General features: G+C 71.9%; 16 protein-coding genes. 13 read left to right on the forward strand and 3 right to left on the reverse strand.

Annotation, left to right across the window (positions count from 1 at the left end; genetic code table 11):
• Positions 1-50: 50 nt before the first annotated feature.
• From ACGFI7_RS19360 to ACGFI7_RS19370, 3 genes are read left to right on the forward strand one after another with little or no spacing between them, the layout of a single operon-like run.
• On the forward strand, positions 51-713 hold the full coding sequence (locus ACGFI7_RS19360) for a lysophospholipid acyltransferase family protein (protein WP_393406095.1): 663 nt from the start codon (positions 51-53) through the stop codon (positions 711-713).
• Positions 714-717: 4 nt separating this feature from the next.
• Entirely contained in the window at positions 718-1,728 is a 1,011-nt protein-coding gene (locus ACGFI7_RS19365; RefSeq protein WP_393406097.1) for an NAD(P)H-dependent glycerol-3-phosphate dehydrogenase, read from the forward strand.
• A 57-nt stretch (positions 1,729-1,785) separates the two neighbouring features.
• The gene (locus ACGFI7_RS19370) at positions 1,786-2,883 is read left to right on the forward strand and encodes a D-alanine--D-alanine ligase family protein (RefSeq protein WP_393406099.1); all 1,098 of its coding nucleotides are present in this window, start codon (positions 1,786-1,788) and stop codon (positions 2,881-2,883) included.
• On the opposite strand, the gene ACGFI7_RS19375 is transcribed toward ACGFI7_RS19370, so the two are convergent.
• Positions 2,866-3,294 (reverse strand): DUF3515 family protein, encoded by a 429-nt coding sequence (locus ACGFI7_RS19375; protein WP_393406101.1) that lies wholly within the window; start codon positions 3,292-3,294, stop codon positions 2,866-2,868. The two genes, ACGFI7_RS19370 and ACGFI7_RS19375, sit on opposite strands and share 18 nt — an antisense overlap.
• A gap of 11 nt (positions 3,295-3,305) precedes the next feature.
• Positions 3,306-3,539, reverse strand: a complete 234-nt coding sequence (locus ACGFI7_RS19380) for an Lrp/AsnC family transcriptional regulator (RefSeq protein ID WP_138708324.1) — start codon at positions 3,537-3,539, stop codon at positions 3,306-3,308.
• A gap of 143 nt (positions 3,540-3,682) precedes the next feature.
• Here ACGFI7_RS19380 and ACGFI7_RS19385 point away from each other — a divergent pair, with 143 nt between their 5' ends.
• The 3 genes from ACGFI7_RS19385 to thiD all read left to right on the forward strand — a co-directional run bounded on the left by ACGFI7_RS19385 (position 3,683) and on the right by thiD (position 7,701).
• Complete coding sequence (locus ACGFI7_RS19385; RefSeq protein WP_393407127.1) at positions 3,683-4,921, forward strand: AIR synthase related protein; 1,239 nt, start codon at positions 3,683-3,685, stop codon at positions 4,919-4,921.
• 300 nt (positions 4,922-5,221) lie between these two features.
• Positions 5,222-6,850: a hypothetical protein gene (locus ACGFI7_RS19390; protein WP_393406103.1), complete on the forward strand. Its 1,629-nt coding sequence runs from the start codon at positions 5,222-5,224 to the stop codon at positions 6,848-6,850.
• Positions 6,851-6,915: 65 nt separating this feature from the next.
• Entirely contained in the window at positions 6,916-7,701 is a 786-nt protein-coding gene (thiD, locus tag ACGFI7_RS19395) for a bifunctional hydroxymethylpyrimidine kinase/phosphomethylpyrimidine kinase (RefSeq protein WP_393406104.1), read from the forward strand.
• A gap of 233 nt (positions 7,702-7,934) precedes the next feature.
• Here the strand turns inward: thiD and rpmB are convergent, their stop codons facing one another.
• Positions 7,935-8,120, reverse strand: a complete 186-nt coding sequence (rpmB, locus tag ACGFI7_RS19400) for a 50S ribosomal protein L28 (RefSeq protein ID WP_043618345.1) — start codon at positions 8,118-8,120, stop codon at positions 7,935-7,937.
• Positions 8,121-8,312: 192 nt separating this feature from the next.
• Here rpmB and ACGFI7_RS19405 point away from each other — a divergent pair, with 192 nt between their 5' ends.
• The 7 genes from ACGFI7_RS19405 (at position 8,313) to rnc (ending at position 15,240) form a co-directional block, all read left to right on the forward strand.
• Positions 8,313-9,863, forward strand: a complete 1,551-nt coding sequence (locus ACGFI7_RS19405) for a DAK2 domain-containing protein (RefSeq protein ID WP_393406106.1) — start codon at positions 8,313-8,315, stop codon at positions 9,861-9,863.
• A gap of 34 nt (positions 9,864-9,897) precedes the next feature.
• Positions 9,898-12,084 carry an ATP-dependent DNA helicase RecG gene (gene recG, locus ACGFI7_RS19410; RefSeq protein WP_393406108.1) on the forward strand — a complete coding sequence of 729 codons (2,187 nt, stop codon included), beginning with the start codon at positions 9,898-9,900 and terminating at the stop codon, positions 12,082-12,084.
• Between the two features lie 355 nt (positions 12,085-12,439).
• Positions 12,440-13,003 (forward strand): 16S rRNA (guanine(966)-N(2))-methyltransferase RsmD, encoded by a 564-nt coding sequence (rsmD, locus tag ACGFI7_RS19415; RefSeq protein ID WP_393406110.1) that lies wholly within the window; start codon positions 12,440-12,442, stop codon positions 13,001-13,003.
• 28 nt (positions 13,004-13,031) lie between these two features.
• Positions 13,032-13,508 (forward strand): pantetheine-phosphate adenylyltransferase, encoded by a 477-nt coding sequence (gene coaD, locus ACGFI7_RS19420; protein WP_393406112.1) that lies wholly within the window; start codon positions 13,032-13,034, stop codon positions 13,506-13,508.
• Positions 13,509-13,558: 50 nt separating this feature from the next.
• A complete protein-coding gene (locus ACGFI7_RS19425; protein ID WP_393406114.1) occupies positions 13,559-14,128 on the forward strand; it encodes a YceD family protein in 570 nt (189 codons plus the stop codon).
• A 1-nt stretch (position 14,129) separates the two neighbouring features.
• The gene (gene rpmF, locus ACGFI7_RS19430) at positions 14,130-14,309 is read left to right on the forward strand and encodes a 50S ribosomal protein L32 (RefSeq protein WP_082535183.1); all 180 of its coding nucleotides are present in this window, start codon (positions 14,130-14,132) and stop codon (positions 14,307-14,309) included.
• Between the two features lie 211 nt (positions 14,310-14,520).
• Positions 14,521-15,240, forward strand: a complete 720-nt coding sequence (rnc, locus tag ACGFI7_RS19435; RefSeq protein ID WP_393407130.1) for a ribonuclease III — start codon at positions 14,521-14,523, stop codon at positions 15,238-15,240.
• Position 15,241: the final 1 nt, after the last annotated feature.

Genomic DNA, 15,241 nt, shown 5'->3' on the forward strand with positions numbered 1-15,241 from the left:
CCATGAGCCGCTTTACGCGTCCATCGCGTTTCTGGGAAACGCTGGCCGTCGTGATCGTCAAACCGCTCTCGTGGCTCCTGGTCAAGCGCGACTGGCGGCGGGGCGACCGCGTCCCGCGCACCGAGGGCATCATCATCGCGGCCAACCACCTCTCGTGGACCGATCCCGTGCTGCTGGCCCACTTCCTCTACAACAACGGCCGCTGGCCGATCGTGCTGGCCAAGTCCACGTTGTTCAAGGTGCCGTTCCTGGGTCACGCGGTGCGCTCGCTGCGCGCCATCCCGGTCTACCGCGGCAGCAGCGAGGCGGCCAAGTCGCTGCACGAGTCGGAGGAGCGGCTCAAGGCCGGCGGGGCGATCCTCTTCTATCCCGAGGGCACCTGCACCCGCGACCCGCAGCTCTGGCCGATGGTGGGCAAGACCGGCGCCGCCAGGCTGGCCCTGCACAGCGGCGCCAAGGTGATCCCGGTGGCCCACTGGGGCGCACAGGAGCTGCTCCCGTACGGTGAGAAGAAGCCCAGGCTGTTCCCGCGCAAGACGTTCCGGGTGATGGTGGGCGAGCCGGTCGACCTGTCCAAGTACGCCGGCCGGCCGCTGCACGCGTCGGTGCTGCGCGAGGCGACCGCCGACATCATGGCGGCGATCACCGCGCAGCTCGCGGAGCTCCGGGGCGAGAAGCCGCCGCAGACCCCCTACGATCCCGACGGACGGTGACGAGATGGCGAAGATCGCGGTGTTCGGCACCGGTTCGTGGGGCACCGCGTTCGCGATGATCCTCGCCGAGGCGGGCAACCGGACGATTCTGTGGGGCCGCAGGCGCGAGGTGGTCGAGTCGATCGACCGTACCCACATGAACACCGACTACCTGCCCGGCATCGCGCTGCCCGCCTCGCTGCGCGCCACCACCGACGTGGCGGAGGCGCTCGACGGGGCCGAGTTCGTGGTGCTCGCCGTGCCCTCCCAGACGTTGCGGGGCAACCTGGAGTCCTGGCGTCCGCTCATCCCGCGCGACGCGGTCCTGGTCAGCCTGATGAAGGGCGTCGAGCTCGGCACCACCAAGCGGATGAGCGAGGTGATCCGCGAGGTGGCCGACGTGCCCGACGAGCGGGTGGCCGTCGTCTCCGGGCCCAACCTCGCCAAGGAGATCGCGCTGCGCCAGCCGGCCGCCGCCGTCGTGGCCTGCTCCGACGAGAGCGTGGCGGCCCGGCTGCAGAAGGCGTGCCACCTGCCGCCCTGGTTCCGCCCCTACACCAACACCGACGTGGTGGGCGTCGAGCTGGGCGGCGCGGTCAAGAACGTGATCGCGCTGGCCGTCGGCGTGGCCGCAGGGATGGGCATGGGCGCCAACGTCAGCGCCATGCTCATGACCCGCGGGCTGGCCGAGATCTCCCGCCTGGGCGCCGCGCTGGGGGCCGACGCCCACACCTTCGCGGGCCTGGCCGGCATGGGCGACCTGGTGGCCACCTGCATGTCGCCGCTGTCGCGCAACCGCACCTTCGGCGAGAACCTCGGCCGCGGCATGACCCTCGACGAGGTCATCGCCGCCACCCGCCAGACCGCCGAAGGCGTCAAGTCCTGCGAGTCCGTGCTGGAGCTGGCCAGAAACCACGACGTGGAGATGCCGATCACCGAAGTGGTGGTGGGCGTGGTCCACGACGGCATGTCGCCGACCGAGGCCGGAATGCTTCTGATGTCCCGTTCGCCCAAGCCCGAGCGTTACGGCGTCTGATCCGCCACCGCGCGCTTGGCTCGCTGTGGGGGGAACGCCCCGGTAGATTCGGACGACATGAGCAAGCCACGCGTCGCCGTCGTTTTCGGAGGTCGCAATTCCGAGCACGCCGTGTCCCTGATGGGGGCGGGGAGCGTGCTGGAGGCGATCGACACGAGCAAGTACGAGGTGATCCCCATCGGGATCGCCCAGGACGGCAGGTGGGTGCTGGCCGCCGGTGACCAGCGGTTCCAGATCGAGGGCGGCGAGCTGCCCGTCGTCGACACCTCCGGCGCGTCGCTCGCCCTGCCCACCGGCGGCGCCGAGCTGGTCGCCTACGACCAGGGCAGCATCCCGGTCGAGCTGGGATCGGTGGACGTGGTCTTCCCCGTCATGCACGGGCCGTTCGCCGAGGACGGCACCATCCAGGGCCTGCTGGAGATGGCCGGGGTCCGCTACGTCGGCTCCGGCGTGCTGGCCAGCGCCGTCGGCATGGACAAGGGCTACATGAAGGCCGTCCTGGCCGCCGCGGGGCTGCCGATCGGCCGCCATCTCGCCGTACGCGACCGCGACTGGCGGGTCGGCCGCGAACGGGTGATGAAGGAGGCCGAGCAGCAGCTCGGCTGGCCGCTGTTCGTCAAGCCCGCCAGGGCCGGCTCCTCGCAGGGCATCTCCAAGGCGCACGACCGGGCCGAGCTGGAGCGCGCCGTCGAGTTCGCCCGCGAGCACGACCCCAAGGTGCTCATCGAGGCGGCGGTCGGCGGCCGGGAGATCGAGTGCGCGGTGCTGCAGTCGTTCGGCGACGACCCGCCGGCCGCGTCCGTGCCCGGCGAGGTCAAGGTCGAGGGCGGGCAGGAGTTCTTCGACTTCGAGGCCAAGTACTACCCCGACCAGATGTCGCTAACGGTGCCCGCCGACATCCCCGCCGAGACGGCCGAGCAGGTGCGGGCGCTGGCGGTGCGCGCGTTCGAGGCGCTCGGGTGCGAGGGGCTGGCCCGGGCCGACTTCTTCTACACGCCCGAGGGCGAGCTGGTGCTCAACGAGATCAACACCATGCCGGGCTTCACCTCGCTGTCGGTGGCGCCCCAGCTGTGGGCGGCGTCCGGGCTGTCCTACCCCGAGCTGGTCGACAGGCTCATCCAGCTCGCCCTGAGCCGGTCACCCGGCCTGCGGTGAGACCTGCCCGACCGGGCCCGAGAGCGTGGCCAGCACCTCGCCGGCCACGTGCGAGCCGCCGACCGTGACCTCCACGTAGAGCGGCGCGGCGACGGCGGTGAACAGGGTGGGCGTCTCCGGATCGGCGAACCAGCCCACCCCGTCGATCTCCTGGAGCGTGTCGGTGGGCGCCATCCTGGCGGGGCGCGGCACGCCGCAGCGCAGCGCGATCGCGCCCTCGCCCCACACCGTGACGTACGGCGACTCCGGCGTGGTCGCGGTGCGGCCGTCACCGTCGAGCGTCTCGGGGAGCAGCCCGGCCAGACGGTCGCAGGCGGCCGCGGCCTCACCCTCCGGCGTCGGCGGCTCCACCTGGACGGCGCCGCACCCGGCGAGCGCGAGAAGGACGAACAGGACGGGGGCCGCGCGCATCGATGGAAACCTCAGATGTGGACGATCGGACACGTAAGCGTACGCGTGATGCCCTCCACGGCCTGAATCTGGGCCACCACGAGCTTGCCCAGCTCGTCGACGTTGCGGGCCTCGGCGCGGACGATCACGTCGTACGGCCCTGTCACGTCTTCCGCCTGGGTCACCCCCGGGATGCCGGAGATCTCGTGAGCCACTGCGGCGGCCTTGCCGACCTCGGTCTGAATAAGGATGTAGGCCTGCACCATTACGTCCTCCCAGGCGATTGGATCACGCCGAAGGGCCACCGTACCCTGTGTGCGTCAGGAGGTGCGTCATCACAGTCGGAGATCTCGGCGAGTTCGGTGTTGTAGCGCGTGTTTCCGGACGGCTGCCCCAGGGCGAGACGGTGATGCTCGGCCCGGGCGACGACGCCGCCGTGGTGAGCGCGCCCGACGGGCGGGTGGCGGTGTCCACGGACGTGCTGATCGAGGGTAGACATTTCCGGCGGCACTGGTCCAGCGGCTACGACGTCGGACGCAAGGCCGCCGCCCAGAACCTCGCCGACGTGGCCGCCATGGGCGCGGTCCCGACGGCCATCGTGGTCGGCCTGGGCATCCCGGCCGACCTGCCCATCCCGTGGCTGGACGCGCTGACCGACGGGTTCCGCGACGAGTGCGCCCTGGTGGGGGCCAGCGTGGCGGGGGGCGACATCACCCGGTGCGACCTGGTCGTGATCGGGGTGACGGTGCTCGGCGACCTCCAGGGCCGCGCGCCCGTGGAGCGTTCCGGCGCCCGGCCGGGGCACGTCATCGCGGTCGCGGGCACCCTCGGCCGCTCCGCCGCCGGCCTCGCCCTCCTCGACTCCGGCCGCGTCCACCTGTCCCCGGACCGCGACCCGTACGAGGAAGCCCCCGGATCCCCGCCGCCCGCGGCGTCCGGAGAAGATCGCAGATCACCGGAGTCCTCCGCGTCCGGGGAAGCTCGCGGATCCCTGCCACCCTCCGCGTACGGGGAAGCCCCAGGATCCTCTTTGCCCTCCGCGCCCCGGGAAGGCCGTGGAGACCCGGCGCGCCCCGCGCCCGGGGATGATCAAGCACCTACGGCGTTCTCCGGGTCCGGGGAAAGCCACGCACCCCCCTCGCCCGGGGCCGGTGGCACGACCTCGGGTCGGGCTGCGTCTCCCTCCGCTTCTGGGGCGTACGAGGACTTTTCGGACGGGCCGCGGCCGTCTGGTTCCGAGGGGTTGGACGCGTTGCTGAGGGAGGCCGTCGGGGCGCATCTGCGGCCGCGGCCTCCGTACGGGTGCGGGCCCGAGGCGGCGCGGCTGGGGGCGAGCGCGATGATCGACGTGAGCGATGGGCTGCTCCAGGACCTGGGGCACGTCGCGAAGGCCGCCGGCGTGCGGATCGACCTGGACCCGGAGGCCCTCGTGGTGCCTGACGCGGTGGCCGCGGCCGCCAAGGAGGTCGGGGCCGACCCGCTCGACTGGATTCTCACCGGCGGCGAGGATCACGCGCTGGCCGCGGCCTTCCCTCCGGAGGTGGCGTTGCCGGCCTCGTGGCGGGTCGTCGGGAAGGTGTCGGAAGGCGATGGTGTCCACGTGCGGGGACGCGCGCCCGGCCCCGGCGGATGGGATCACTTTCGGTGACCGACTGTCCCGATTTGAGTGAAAAGTTCCGGATTTAGGCTGTGACTATGGGGATTGATGGGACAAGGACGTAGCCGAGGTGTTATGAAGATTGGCGGCCAACTGTAACCGGCAGAAAGGGCTGTTATGGGCCGCCACGGGACAGGTGGATCCGAAGACGCGAATGATCGGGGGGACAGCGCCTTCTGGGGGCCTGACAACCAGCAGTCCGACAGCTTCTGGGGCAGAGACGAGAAGCCGGAGCCTCCGGGCTGGCCCTCCCTGCCTGACCAGCCCGAAGTCACCGGCCAGTGGGCCCCGATGCCGAAGCGGGACACCCCGCCCCAGGCCGACGGCCGGCAATCCGACCCCTTCGAGACCACCGGCGCCTTCGCGGTGCCCCCGCGTCCCGGCGCCGATCACGGGCGTCCGCAGGACGACCAGCCGTTCGAGACCACCGGGGCGTTCGCCCGCCCGCAGTCCTGGGACGACGTCCCGGACAGCACCCAGACCTTGAACCGCCTCCCCGACGAGGGCCGCGACCCCGGATACGGCCCCGCCGATCCGCACAGCGCCTTCCGCCCGCCGCAGCACGACCCGTTCGCCCAGGGCGACCCCGGTTTCCGGCAGGACGACCGGTTCGGCGACCCCGGCGCTCGGTCCGACAACCAGTACGGCACCCCCGGGTTCCCGCAGGACGACAGGTTCGGGGAGCCCGGGTTCCGCCAGGGTGATCCGTTCGGTGGGGGAGAGGCGCGCGACGGCTTCGGGCCGCCGCAGACCGACCCCTTCGGGCAGGCCGACGCGCACGCCGCCTTCCGCGCGCCCCAGGAAGATCCCTTCGGCGGCGACACCCGGGGCTTCCCGGGGGAGCAGGCCGACCCGTTCGAGCAGGAGGCGACGGGCCGGTTCGACCCGCCCGGCCTGCCGCCCGAGCCCGGCGACGTCAAGGTCGCCGGTGAGCCCACGATGGTCGCCCGTACCCCGGCGTGGGCGGAGGCGGAGACCGGCTTCCTCGACTCCGGCTGGTCCGGCGACGGGCAGGGCGACCCCGAGCCCCGCCGCGGGCGCGGCCGGCGCAAGCCGCCGAAGGACCCCGACAAGCTGGACGCCCCGTCCGGTGGCAGGGGACGGCTGGCCCTGCTGTCCGTGGCCGCCGTCGCGGTCGTGCTGGGCGGCACCGTGGCCGGCGTCAAGATGTTGGGCTCCGGCGGCGAGGAGGGCTGTCCCGGCGGCCGGTGTGCCGCCGTGCAGGGCTCCGGCCAGCCGGGCCCGCAGGTGTCCGACCCGGTGGAGGACGAGGAGCCCGAGCCGGTGGAGGACGAGGAGGCGCCGGCCGACGACGCCACCGAGGAGACCCGGCCGGAGCCGACGCGGTCCAACACCTACTCGCCCGCCCCGCGCCGCACCACCAGCCCGACGCCGAAGCCCACCAGGACCAAGTCCAAGGCGCCCGCCGAGGACGAGCAGATCGACGAGCCGGCGGTCGACGAGATCACCGAGGACGAGGTCACCGAAGAGCCGACCGACGAGGAGTCCACGCTGGACGACGTCGGCAACGGCACCGTCCCGACCCAGGGCGTGCCCCAGCCGACCGCCACGCCGACCAGCGAGACGGCGAGCCAGAGCCGCCCGCTGTCAGGCGGCGCCGCCGCGGTCAACGTCCGGTTCAACGTCGAGCGCCAGCAGTTGGCGGGCTACACGGCCACGATGAGCGTGACCAACGACTCGGCGCAGACGCTGAACTCCTTCACCCTGTCCATGCCCGTCCGGGGCAAGGTCCTGAAGGTGGAGGGCGTGGAGTGGACGCAGGACGGCAACCTGCTGATCGTGGACATCTCCACACCGATCGCCACCGGTGACACCGCCGAGCTGACGATCTCGGCCAAGGGACGGGCGGGCATGCCGAAGAGCTGCGGCCTCGTCGGCGGGGAGTGCGCGGTCACCTGAGCCAGGAGCCGCCGGCCGCTTGGTCAAGTGGTTGGATGGGGGATATGACGGATTCAGCTTCCCCCATGAGTCCCGCACGCGTTCTCACCGTCGCCGGATCCGACTCCGGCGGCGGCGCGGGCATCCAGGCCGACCTGAAGACGATGATGGCCCTCGGCGTGCACGGCATGAGCGTGATCGCGGCGGTGACCGCGCAGAACTCGGTCGGCGTCCAGGGCTACTGGGAGCTGCCCGCCGAGGCGGTACGGGCCCAGCTCGACTCGGTGCTGGGCGACATCGGCGCCCAGGCGATCAAGACCGGCATGCTCGCGTCACCGGCCCTGGTCGAGATCGTGGCCGAGGCGCTCGGCGGATATGCGGCGCCGGTCGTGGTGGACCCGGTGGGGGTGTCGAAGCACGGCGACTCGCTGCTGGCGCCGGAGGCCGTGGAGACGATACGGACGAGGCTGCTGCCGGTGGCGACCGTGGTGACCCCGAACCTGTGGGAGGTGGAGCAGCTCACCTCCGTCAAGGTCGAGGGCGAGGACGACCTGCGCCGCGCCGCCGACGCCGTCCTGGCCCTGGGGCCCCGGTGGGCGCTGATCAAGGGCGGCCACCTGCCGGGCGCACCGGTGGACCTGCTGACCGACGGCGACACCGAACACCGCTTCAGCGCGGAGCGGCACGACAACCGGCACACGCACGGCACCGGCTGCACGCTCGCCTCGGCGATCGCCTCGTACCTGGCCCTGGGCGACGACGTGCCGGCGGCGGTGGGCAAGGCCAAGGAGTACGTCACGGGCGCGATCGCCCGCGGCTTCCCGCTCGGCTCCGGCATCGGTCCCGTGGACCACGCCTGGCGCTGGCGCTGACCCGTACCACCCAAAGGGCGCTGACGCGTACCACCCGAATGGGGGTGTTGCCCCGTACCACCTGAAAGCGCGCTGCCCCGGTACCTCTGGAAGGGCGCTGACCCGTACGGAACGAAAGGGCGCTGACCCGTACGGGCGCGAGCGCGCGTGAGAGCGCCGGCGTAAGCGCGTCCCCATGAAAGCGAAAAGCCCGCTGCTCCTCGCGGAGCGCGGGCTTGACGTGACGTGTGACCCTAGCGGGTGACCTTGCCGGCCTTGATGCACGAGGTGCACACGTTGAGCTTCTTCGGCGTCCCGCCGACGACGGCGCGGACCGTCTGGATGTTGGGGTTCCAGCGGCGGCGGGTGCGGCGGTGGGAGTGGGAAACGTTGTTGCCGAAAGTCGGCCCCTTGCGGCAGACATCGCAGACGGAAGCCACGGTATCGCTCCTTAAAACAGTCGATGTAGCCCTGTCCGCTGATGCTGTGAGGGCGGAGGGCATGCCGGGACAACCGGCCAGCCAGGCAAGAATATCGGATCGCCACGGGTGCGTGCGAACCGATCACTGGACCGGACCCGGCACGACGATATTCTCCTCTGTGTCGAACTGTAGCACCGGGGAGGTCGGAGCGTGCCCGTGGACGTTCTGGATCCGCCCTCGGTGCGGCGGTGGGCGCGGCTGGCGGCCGACGCGCTCGGCAGGGCCAGGGCCGACATCGACGCGCTCAACGTGTTCCCGGTGGCCGACGGTGACACCGGCACCAACCTGCACCTCACCATGCTCTCGGCCGCCGAGGCGGTGGAGTCGCTGCCCGACGACGTGGACGTCGCCGTGGTGTGGCAGACGCTGTCGTACGGGGCGCTCGTGGGGGCGCGCGGCAACTCCGGGGTGATCGTCAGCCAGGCGCTGCGCGGGCTGGCCGAGGTGTTGAAGGACGGCGCCGATCTGCGCGCGGCGCTGGCCAGGGCCGCCACCCTGGCGCGCGGGTGCGTGGCGAGGCCGGTCGAGGGCACGGTGCTGAGCGTGCTGGCCGCGGCGGCGGCCGCCGCGCAGGAGGTCGAGAGCGGGCCCGCGGAGGTGGCGCGGCGGGCGGCCGAGGAGGCGCGCGCGGCGCTGCGCCGGACGCCGGACCAGCTCGACGTGCTGGCCCGCAGCGGCGTGGTCGACGCGGGCGGCGCGGGGCTGGCGATCGTGCTGGAGTCGCTGGCCGCGGCGATCACCGGCAGCCACCGCGAGCGCTACGAGGTGCCCCCGGCCACGGCGCGGGTCGCGCCGATGACCGAGGTGGGCGCGGGCTACGAGGTGATGTACCTCCTCGACGCCGACGACGGCGCGGTCGGCAAGCTGCGCGAGGAGCTCGACGCGATGGGCGACTCGCTGGTCGTGGTCGGCGGCGACGGGCTGTGGAACGTGCACGTGCACGTCGACGAGGCCGGCCCCGCCATCGAGGCGGCGCTGCGGGTGGGCCGGCCGCACCGCATCAGGGTGACCTATCTCGCCGAACGCGCCCGCGTCGCGGGCGACGGCAGGGGAGTGGTGGCCGTGGCGGCGGGCGAGGGCATCGCGCGGCTGTTCGAGGAGTGCGGCGCGGTCGTGGTCCGGCGCGAGCCGGGCGGGCGGCCGGCCCTGCCCGCCATGCTCGCCGCGATCCGGCAGGCGGGCCGCGAGGTCGTGGTGCTGCCCAACGACGAGGACGCCGGCGCGGTGGCCGTGGCGGCGGCGGAGATCGCCCGCGAGGACGGCGTGGCGGTGACCGTGCTGCCCACCAGGGCGACCGTGCAGGGGCTGGCGGCGCTGGCCGTGCACGACCCGATGCGACGTTACGACGACGACGTGGTGGCCATGACCGACGCGGCGGGCCACACCCGCTACGGCCATGTCGTGGTCGCCGACCGCGAGGGGGTCACCAGCGCGGGCCTGTGCCACCCGGGAGACGTGCTGGGGCTGATCGACGGCGACGTGGCGGTGATCGGGCGGACGCTGGAGGAGGTCGCCGCGCTGGTGGTCGACCGGATGCTGGCGGGCGGCGGCGAGCTGGTGACGCTGGTGACCGGGGCCGACGCGCCCGACGGGCTCGCCCCCGGCGTCGCCGGCCACCTGCGCCGCGTCAGGCCCGACGCCGACCTCGTGGTCTACGGCGGCGAGCAAGGCGGCTACCCGCTGCTGGTGGGTGTCGAGTGATTCCTGTCGGTCGTACGAGGTAGAACTAGGTGCCGTGAGCCGTTTCGACGAGCCTCTGACGAAGGCGCTCGACCCGAAGACCGCCAAGCTGCTGGGCGGCGTGCTCGGCCTGGAGACGGTGGGCGACCTGCTGCGCCACTATCCCCGCCGCTACGCCGAGCGCGGCGAGCTGACCTCGCTCGACGCCCTCGCGGTCGACGAGCACGTCACCGTGGTGGGCGAGGTCACCCGGCTGATGCGCAAGCCGATGCGCAACCGCGGCGGCACGTGGCTGGAGGTCGAGGTCGTCGACGGCACCGGCAACAAGATCTATCTGTCGTTCTTCGGCAAGGGCTCCCACGCGGCCGAGTCGCGGCTCAAGCCGGGGCGGCGCGGGATGTTCGCCGGCAAGGTGGGGCTGTTCGGGGCCCGTACGAAACCGCGCTGGCAGCTCGCCCACCCGGAGTTCGAGCTGTTCGAGGAGGGCGAGGCCGACGCGGCGGAGTTCGCCGCCGCGCCGGTGCCGATCTATCCCGCGGGCAAGGACATCACGCCCTGGGCGATCAGGCGGGCCGTCGGGGTGGTGCTCGACACGCTGGGGCCGCTGGACGATCCGCTGCCCGGCGAGCTGCGCGCCCGTCACCGGCTCACCGGCCTGGCCGACGCGCTGGAGGCGATCCACCGGCCGAAGGACCTCGCCGACGTGCAGCGGGCGCGCAACCGGCTGAAGTTCGACGAGGCGTTCGTGCTCCAGTCGGTGCTGCTGCGGCGCAGGCACGCCGCCACCGCCTGGCCGGCCAAACCGCGGCCGCGCCGCGACGACGGGATCCTGGCCGCCTTCGACGGCCGGCTGCCGTTCGCGCTCACCGAGGGTCAGGCCACGGTCGGCGAGGAGATCGCCGCCGACCTGGCCGCCGCGCATCCCATGCACCGGCTGCTGCAGGGCGAGGTCGGCGCGGGTAAGACCGTGGTGGCGCTGCGGGCCATGCTGCAGGTGGTCGACGCGGGCGGGCAGGCGGTGCTGCTCGCCCCGACCGAGGTGCTGGCCCAGCAGCACCACCGCTCGATCACCTCGATGCTGGGCGACCTGGCCCAGGGCGGCATGTTCGGCGGCACGGCCGTCACGCTGCTGACCGGCTCGATGGGCGCCCAAGCCCGCCGGGCGGCCCTGCTCGACGCCGCGTCCGGCACGGCCGGGGTGATCGTCGGCACCCACGCCCTGTTGCAGGAACACGTCCAGTTCGCCGACCTCGGCCTGGTGGTCGTCGACGAACAGCACCGCTTCGGCGTCGAGCAGCGCGACGCGCTGCGTGAGAAGGCGGGCGAGGCCCGGCCGCACGTCCTGGTGATGACCGCCACCCCGATCCCGCGCACGGTCGCCATGACGGTCTTCGGCGACCTGGAGGTGTCCACGCTCTCGCAGCTCCCCTCGGGGCGCGCGCCCATCACCACCCATGTGGTGCCGGCCGCGCAGAAGCCCCACTATCTGGAGCGCACGTGGGAGCGGGTGCGTGAGGAGGTCGGGCTCGGCAGGCAGGCCTACATCGTCTGCCCGCGCATCGGCGACCTCGAAGGCGACGAGGGCGACCTGGGCGACCTGGCTCCTCAGGCGGCCGACGACGAGCGCCGCCCGCCGCTCGCGGTGCTCGACGTGGCCGAGTTGCTGGGCGAGGGGCCGTTCCACGACCTTCGGCTGGGCGTCCTGCACGGCAAGCTCCCGCCGGAGGAGAAGGACGCGGTCATGCGCAGCTTCACCCGCGGCGAGCTGGACGTCCTGGTCGCGACCACGGTCATCGAGGTCGGCGTGGACGTGCCCAACTCGTCCGTCATGATCATCATGGACGCCGACCGGTTCGGCGTCTCCCAGCTCCACCAGCTCCGCGGCCGGGTCGGACGGGGCGGCCTGCCGGGGCTGTGCCTGCTGGTCACCGACTTCGCCGAGGGCACCCCCGCCCGCGCCCGTCTCGACGCGGTCGCCGCGACGCTCGACGGGTTCGAGCTCTCCCGGGTCGACCTGGAGCAGCGGCGCGAGGGCGACGTCCTGGGCGCCGCCCAGTCGGGCAAGCGCTCGTCGCTGAAGCTGCTGCAGCTCCTCAGGGACGAGGAGGTCATCGCGGCGGCTCGGGAGGAGGCCGCCGCCATCCTGGACGCGGATCCCGATCTGGCCTCGCATCCGGCGCTGGGCGCGGAGATCGACAGGCTCCTGGAGGACGAGAAGGCCGAATACCTGGAGAAGGCCTGACGGGGGAGCGGCGGAAGACCTGGCGGGCGGGAGGGCTGCGGCGCATCGGCGCCGTACGCGGGCTCCCGGAGAAATTGCCGTGCGCGGGCTCCGGAGAAATGAATGTTGGGCCCAGCCGCGGGGACGGCCTCCCCCCGAATGCCGTCCCCGGCTGGGCCCATCCCCCGGGTCAGGTGCCGAGGGTACCGGCGTGCGGAAGGGCTCACGATCACGCCGGTCGGCCTTCTTTGGGTCACCTCGAAGGCCGCAGAACTCATCTTGCTCACTGAGCTCACCGGTGTGAATCACCCTTGCGCAGTCGAGGCCGACACTTGTCCACTCTTGACCTGCGCCGACATGCGGAACAATGGCTCCCATGACTCGGATCATCGCGGGCGCCGCAGGTGGACGGCGGCTTGAGGTGCCGCCAGGCCGCGGCACGAGGCCGACGAGCGACAGGGCGCGTGAAGGCGTTCTCTTGACGCTCGACTCGCTCTACGGGCTCGCCGGGGCGCGCGTGCTGGATCTCTACGCGGGTTCGGGGGCGGTCGGGCTGGAGGCGCTGTCGCGGGGGGCGGCGCACGCGCTGATGGTGGAGTCCGACCCGAAGGCGGTGCGCACGATCCGGGCCAACATGGCGGCGCTCCGGCTCGACGGCGCGGCGGTGCTGGCCGACCGGGTGGAGCGGGTGCTGGCCAAGCCGTGCGCGGAGCCGTTCGACATCGTGTTCGCCGATCCTCCGTACGCCGTGGGCGAGGAGGAGGTGGCCCGGGTGCTGGAGTCGCTGCGGGACAACGGATGGCTGTTGCCGGGGGCTTTGGTGGCTTTTGAGCGGGAAAGCAGGGGAAAACCCCTGGTGTGGCCAGATGGCTTCGTTGAGGAGAGGGTCCGCCGTTACGGCGAAGCGTCCGTTTGGTACGGTCGCGCCGCCGGGGAATGATGACCGCTCGTAGACCAGAGGAGGCGTTTTGCGCCGCGTAGTCTGCCCGGGGTCGTTCGACCCCATCACCAACGGCCACCTCGACATCATCGGCAGAGCCGCCCGGCTGTACGACGAGGTCGTCGTCGCCGTGCTGATCAACATCGAGAAGAGCAGCTTGTTCACCGTCGACGAGCGGATCGACATCCTGCAGACCGTGACCAAGGAGTACTCCAACGTCAAGGTGCGGAAGTTCCACGGCCTGCTGGTCGACTTCTGCAAGCAGAACGACATCCCGGCCATCGTCAAGGGCATCCGGGTGGTCAGCGACTTCGACTACGAGCTCCAGATGGCACAGCTCAACTACCGGCTCTCCGGCGTGGAGACGTTGTTCATGCCGACCAACCCCGAATACTCGTTCCTGTCGTCGAGCCGGGTGAAGGAGATCGCCCGGTACGGCGGGGACGTGTCCGGCCTGGTCCCCGACCTGGTCCACACGCTGCTCGTCGAGCGGCTCAAGGGCTGACGGCGACCTGGTATTCTTTCATTTCGGCCTTGTACGACGGCGTTATCGCCATGCCTAGCGAGAGCAGGATGACTCAGCACCTCGACCCCCGCTCCCCCTGGGTGATATCCACCCACGACCTGGGCAAGCGGCCGGGCACGATGCGCGAGCTCGCCCTGGTCCTCCCGGCACCGGCAGATCTCGGCGTCGACATGATCGGTGTCCCCAAAGACGCCGAAGTCGAGCTGGATCTCCGGCTCGAAGCAGTGATGGAAGGCGTGCTCGTCTCGGGCACGGCGCAGGCCCCGCTCGCCGGGGAGTGCGCGCGGTGCCTGGATCCGGTGTCCTCCGACATCGAGGTCGAGTTGCAGGAGCTGTTCTTCTACTCCGCGGAGGACGCCTCGGAGGACGACTCGCTGCTCGACGGAGAGCTGTTCGACCTCGAGCCGACGTTCCGCGACGCGGTGGTGCTCGCACTCCCGTTGAGCCCCGTCTGCCAGGACGACTGCCCGGGGCTGTGCACGGAATGCGGGATCAAGCTGGCCGAGGCCGGCGACGATCACCGGCACGAGAAGATCGACGCCCGCTGGGCGTCGTTGCAGGGTCTGATGACCGAGAACGATAACGATCAGGAGAAGTGACGTGGCCGTCCCGAAGCGAAAGATGTCGCGGAGCAACACCCGCGCCCGTCGCTCCCAGTGGAAGACGACTGCTGTCGCCCTGGTGAGCTGCCCGCAGTGCCGGTCTCCGAAGCAGCCGCACATCGCGTGCCCCACCTGCGGCACCTACAACCGTCGTCAGGTCGTCGAGCCGTCTGCCTGATCCGCCGAGTTGACGTGATTCCGGCCGGGTGCCATTGTGCCCCGGTCGGCGTTACCGTCTGAGACGTGTGCGGTGGCGGTTTCGCCCGCGGCCGTGGTGGACGCCGGGGATCCGATCCCCCGACGCCCACCACGTTTTCGGGCATCTTCCGCAGCCGTCGCGCCGTGGAGATGTCCGAGGAGGAAAGCACGTGGGCGCAGGTCCTAAGCCGGTGGCCGTGGAGGTCGCCAGAGACGAGCTCGATCGAGTCCTGTCGGTGACCCTCGATCCCGACATCCTGGAGCGGGCGCTGACCCACCGCTCCTACGCGTACGAGAACGGCGGCCTGCCGACCAACGAGCGCCTGGAGTTCCTGGGCGACTCGGTGCTCGGTCTCGTGGTCACCGACACCCTCTATCACAACCACCCCGACCTGCCCGAGGGCCAGCTGGCCAAGCTGCGGGCCGCGGTGGTCAACATGCGTGCCCTGGCCGACGTGGCCAGAGGGCTCGGCGTGGGCCGGTTCCTGCGGCTCGGCAGGGGCGAGGAAGGCACCGGCGGGCGCGACAAGTCCTCGATCCTGGCCGACACGCTGGAGGCGCTCATCGGCGCCGTCTACGTCGACAAGGGCCTGGACGAGGCGTTCCGGGTCGTCCACCACCTGTTCGACCCGCTGATCGTGCGCTCCGCCTCGCTCGGCGCCGGGCTCGACTGGAAGACCTCGCTGCAGGAGCTGACCGCTTCCGAGGCGCTCGGCGTGCCCGAATACCACGTCGAGGAGAGCGGCCCCGACCACGCCAAGTCGTTCACCGCCGAGGTGCGGGTGGGCGGCGAGTCCTACGGCTCCGGCACGGGTCGCAGCAAGAAGGAGGCCGAGCAGCAGGCCGCCGAGGCCGCCTGGACCCGCATCAGGGCCGGCCGCGAGCAGCGCGAGAGCCAGCCGGCGGGCTAGG

The organism is Nonomuraea sp. NPDC048826, from assembly GCF_043198225.1.
Lineage (GTDB): Bacteria > Actinomycetota > Actinomycetes > Streptosporangiales > Streptosporangiaceae > Nonomuraea.

Coding starts and splice junctions, on each gene's coding strand:
- ACGFI7_RS19365 (WP_393406097.1), top strand. CDS start 718: ATGGCGAAGATCGCGGTGTTCGGCACCGGTTCGTGGGGCACCGCGTTC.
- ACGFI7_RS19370 (WP_393406099.1), top strand. CDS start 1,786: ATGAGCAAGCCACGCGTCGCCGTCGTTTTCGGAGGTCGCAATTCCGAG.
- ACGFI7_RS19375 (WP_393406101.1), bottom strand. CDS start 3,294: ATGCGCGCGGCCCCCGTCCTGTTCGTCCTTCTCGCGCTCGCCGGGTGC.
- ACGFI7_RS19380 (WP_138708324.1), bottom strand. CDS start 3,539: ATGGTGCAGGCCTACATCCTTATTCAGACCGAGGTCGGCAAGGCCGCC.
- ACGFI7_RS19385 (WP_393407127.1), top strand. CDS start 3,683: ATGCTCGGCCCGGGCGACGACGCCGCCGTGGTGAGCGCGCCCGACGGG.
- ACGFI7_RS19390 (WP_393406103.1), top strand. CDS start 5,222: ATGCCGAAGCGGGACACCCCGCCCCAGGCCGACGGCCGGCAATCCGAC.
- thiD (WP_393406104.1), top strand. CDS start 6,916: ATGAGTCCCGCACGCGTTCTCACCGTCGCCGGATCCGACTCCGGCGGC.
- rsmD (WP_393406110.1), top strand. CDS start 12,440: ATGACTCGGATCATCGCGGGCGCCGCAGGTGGACGGCGGCTTGAGGTG.
- ACGFI7_RS19425 (WP_393406114.1), top strand. CDS start 13,559: ATGCCTAGCGAGAGCAGGATGACTCAGCACCTCGACCCCCGCTCCCCC.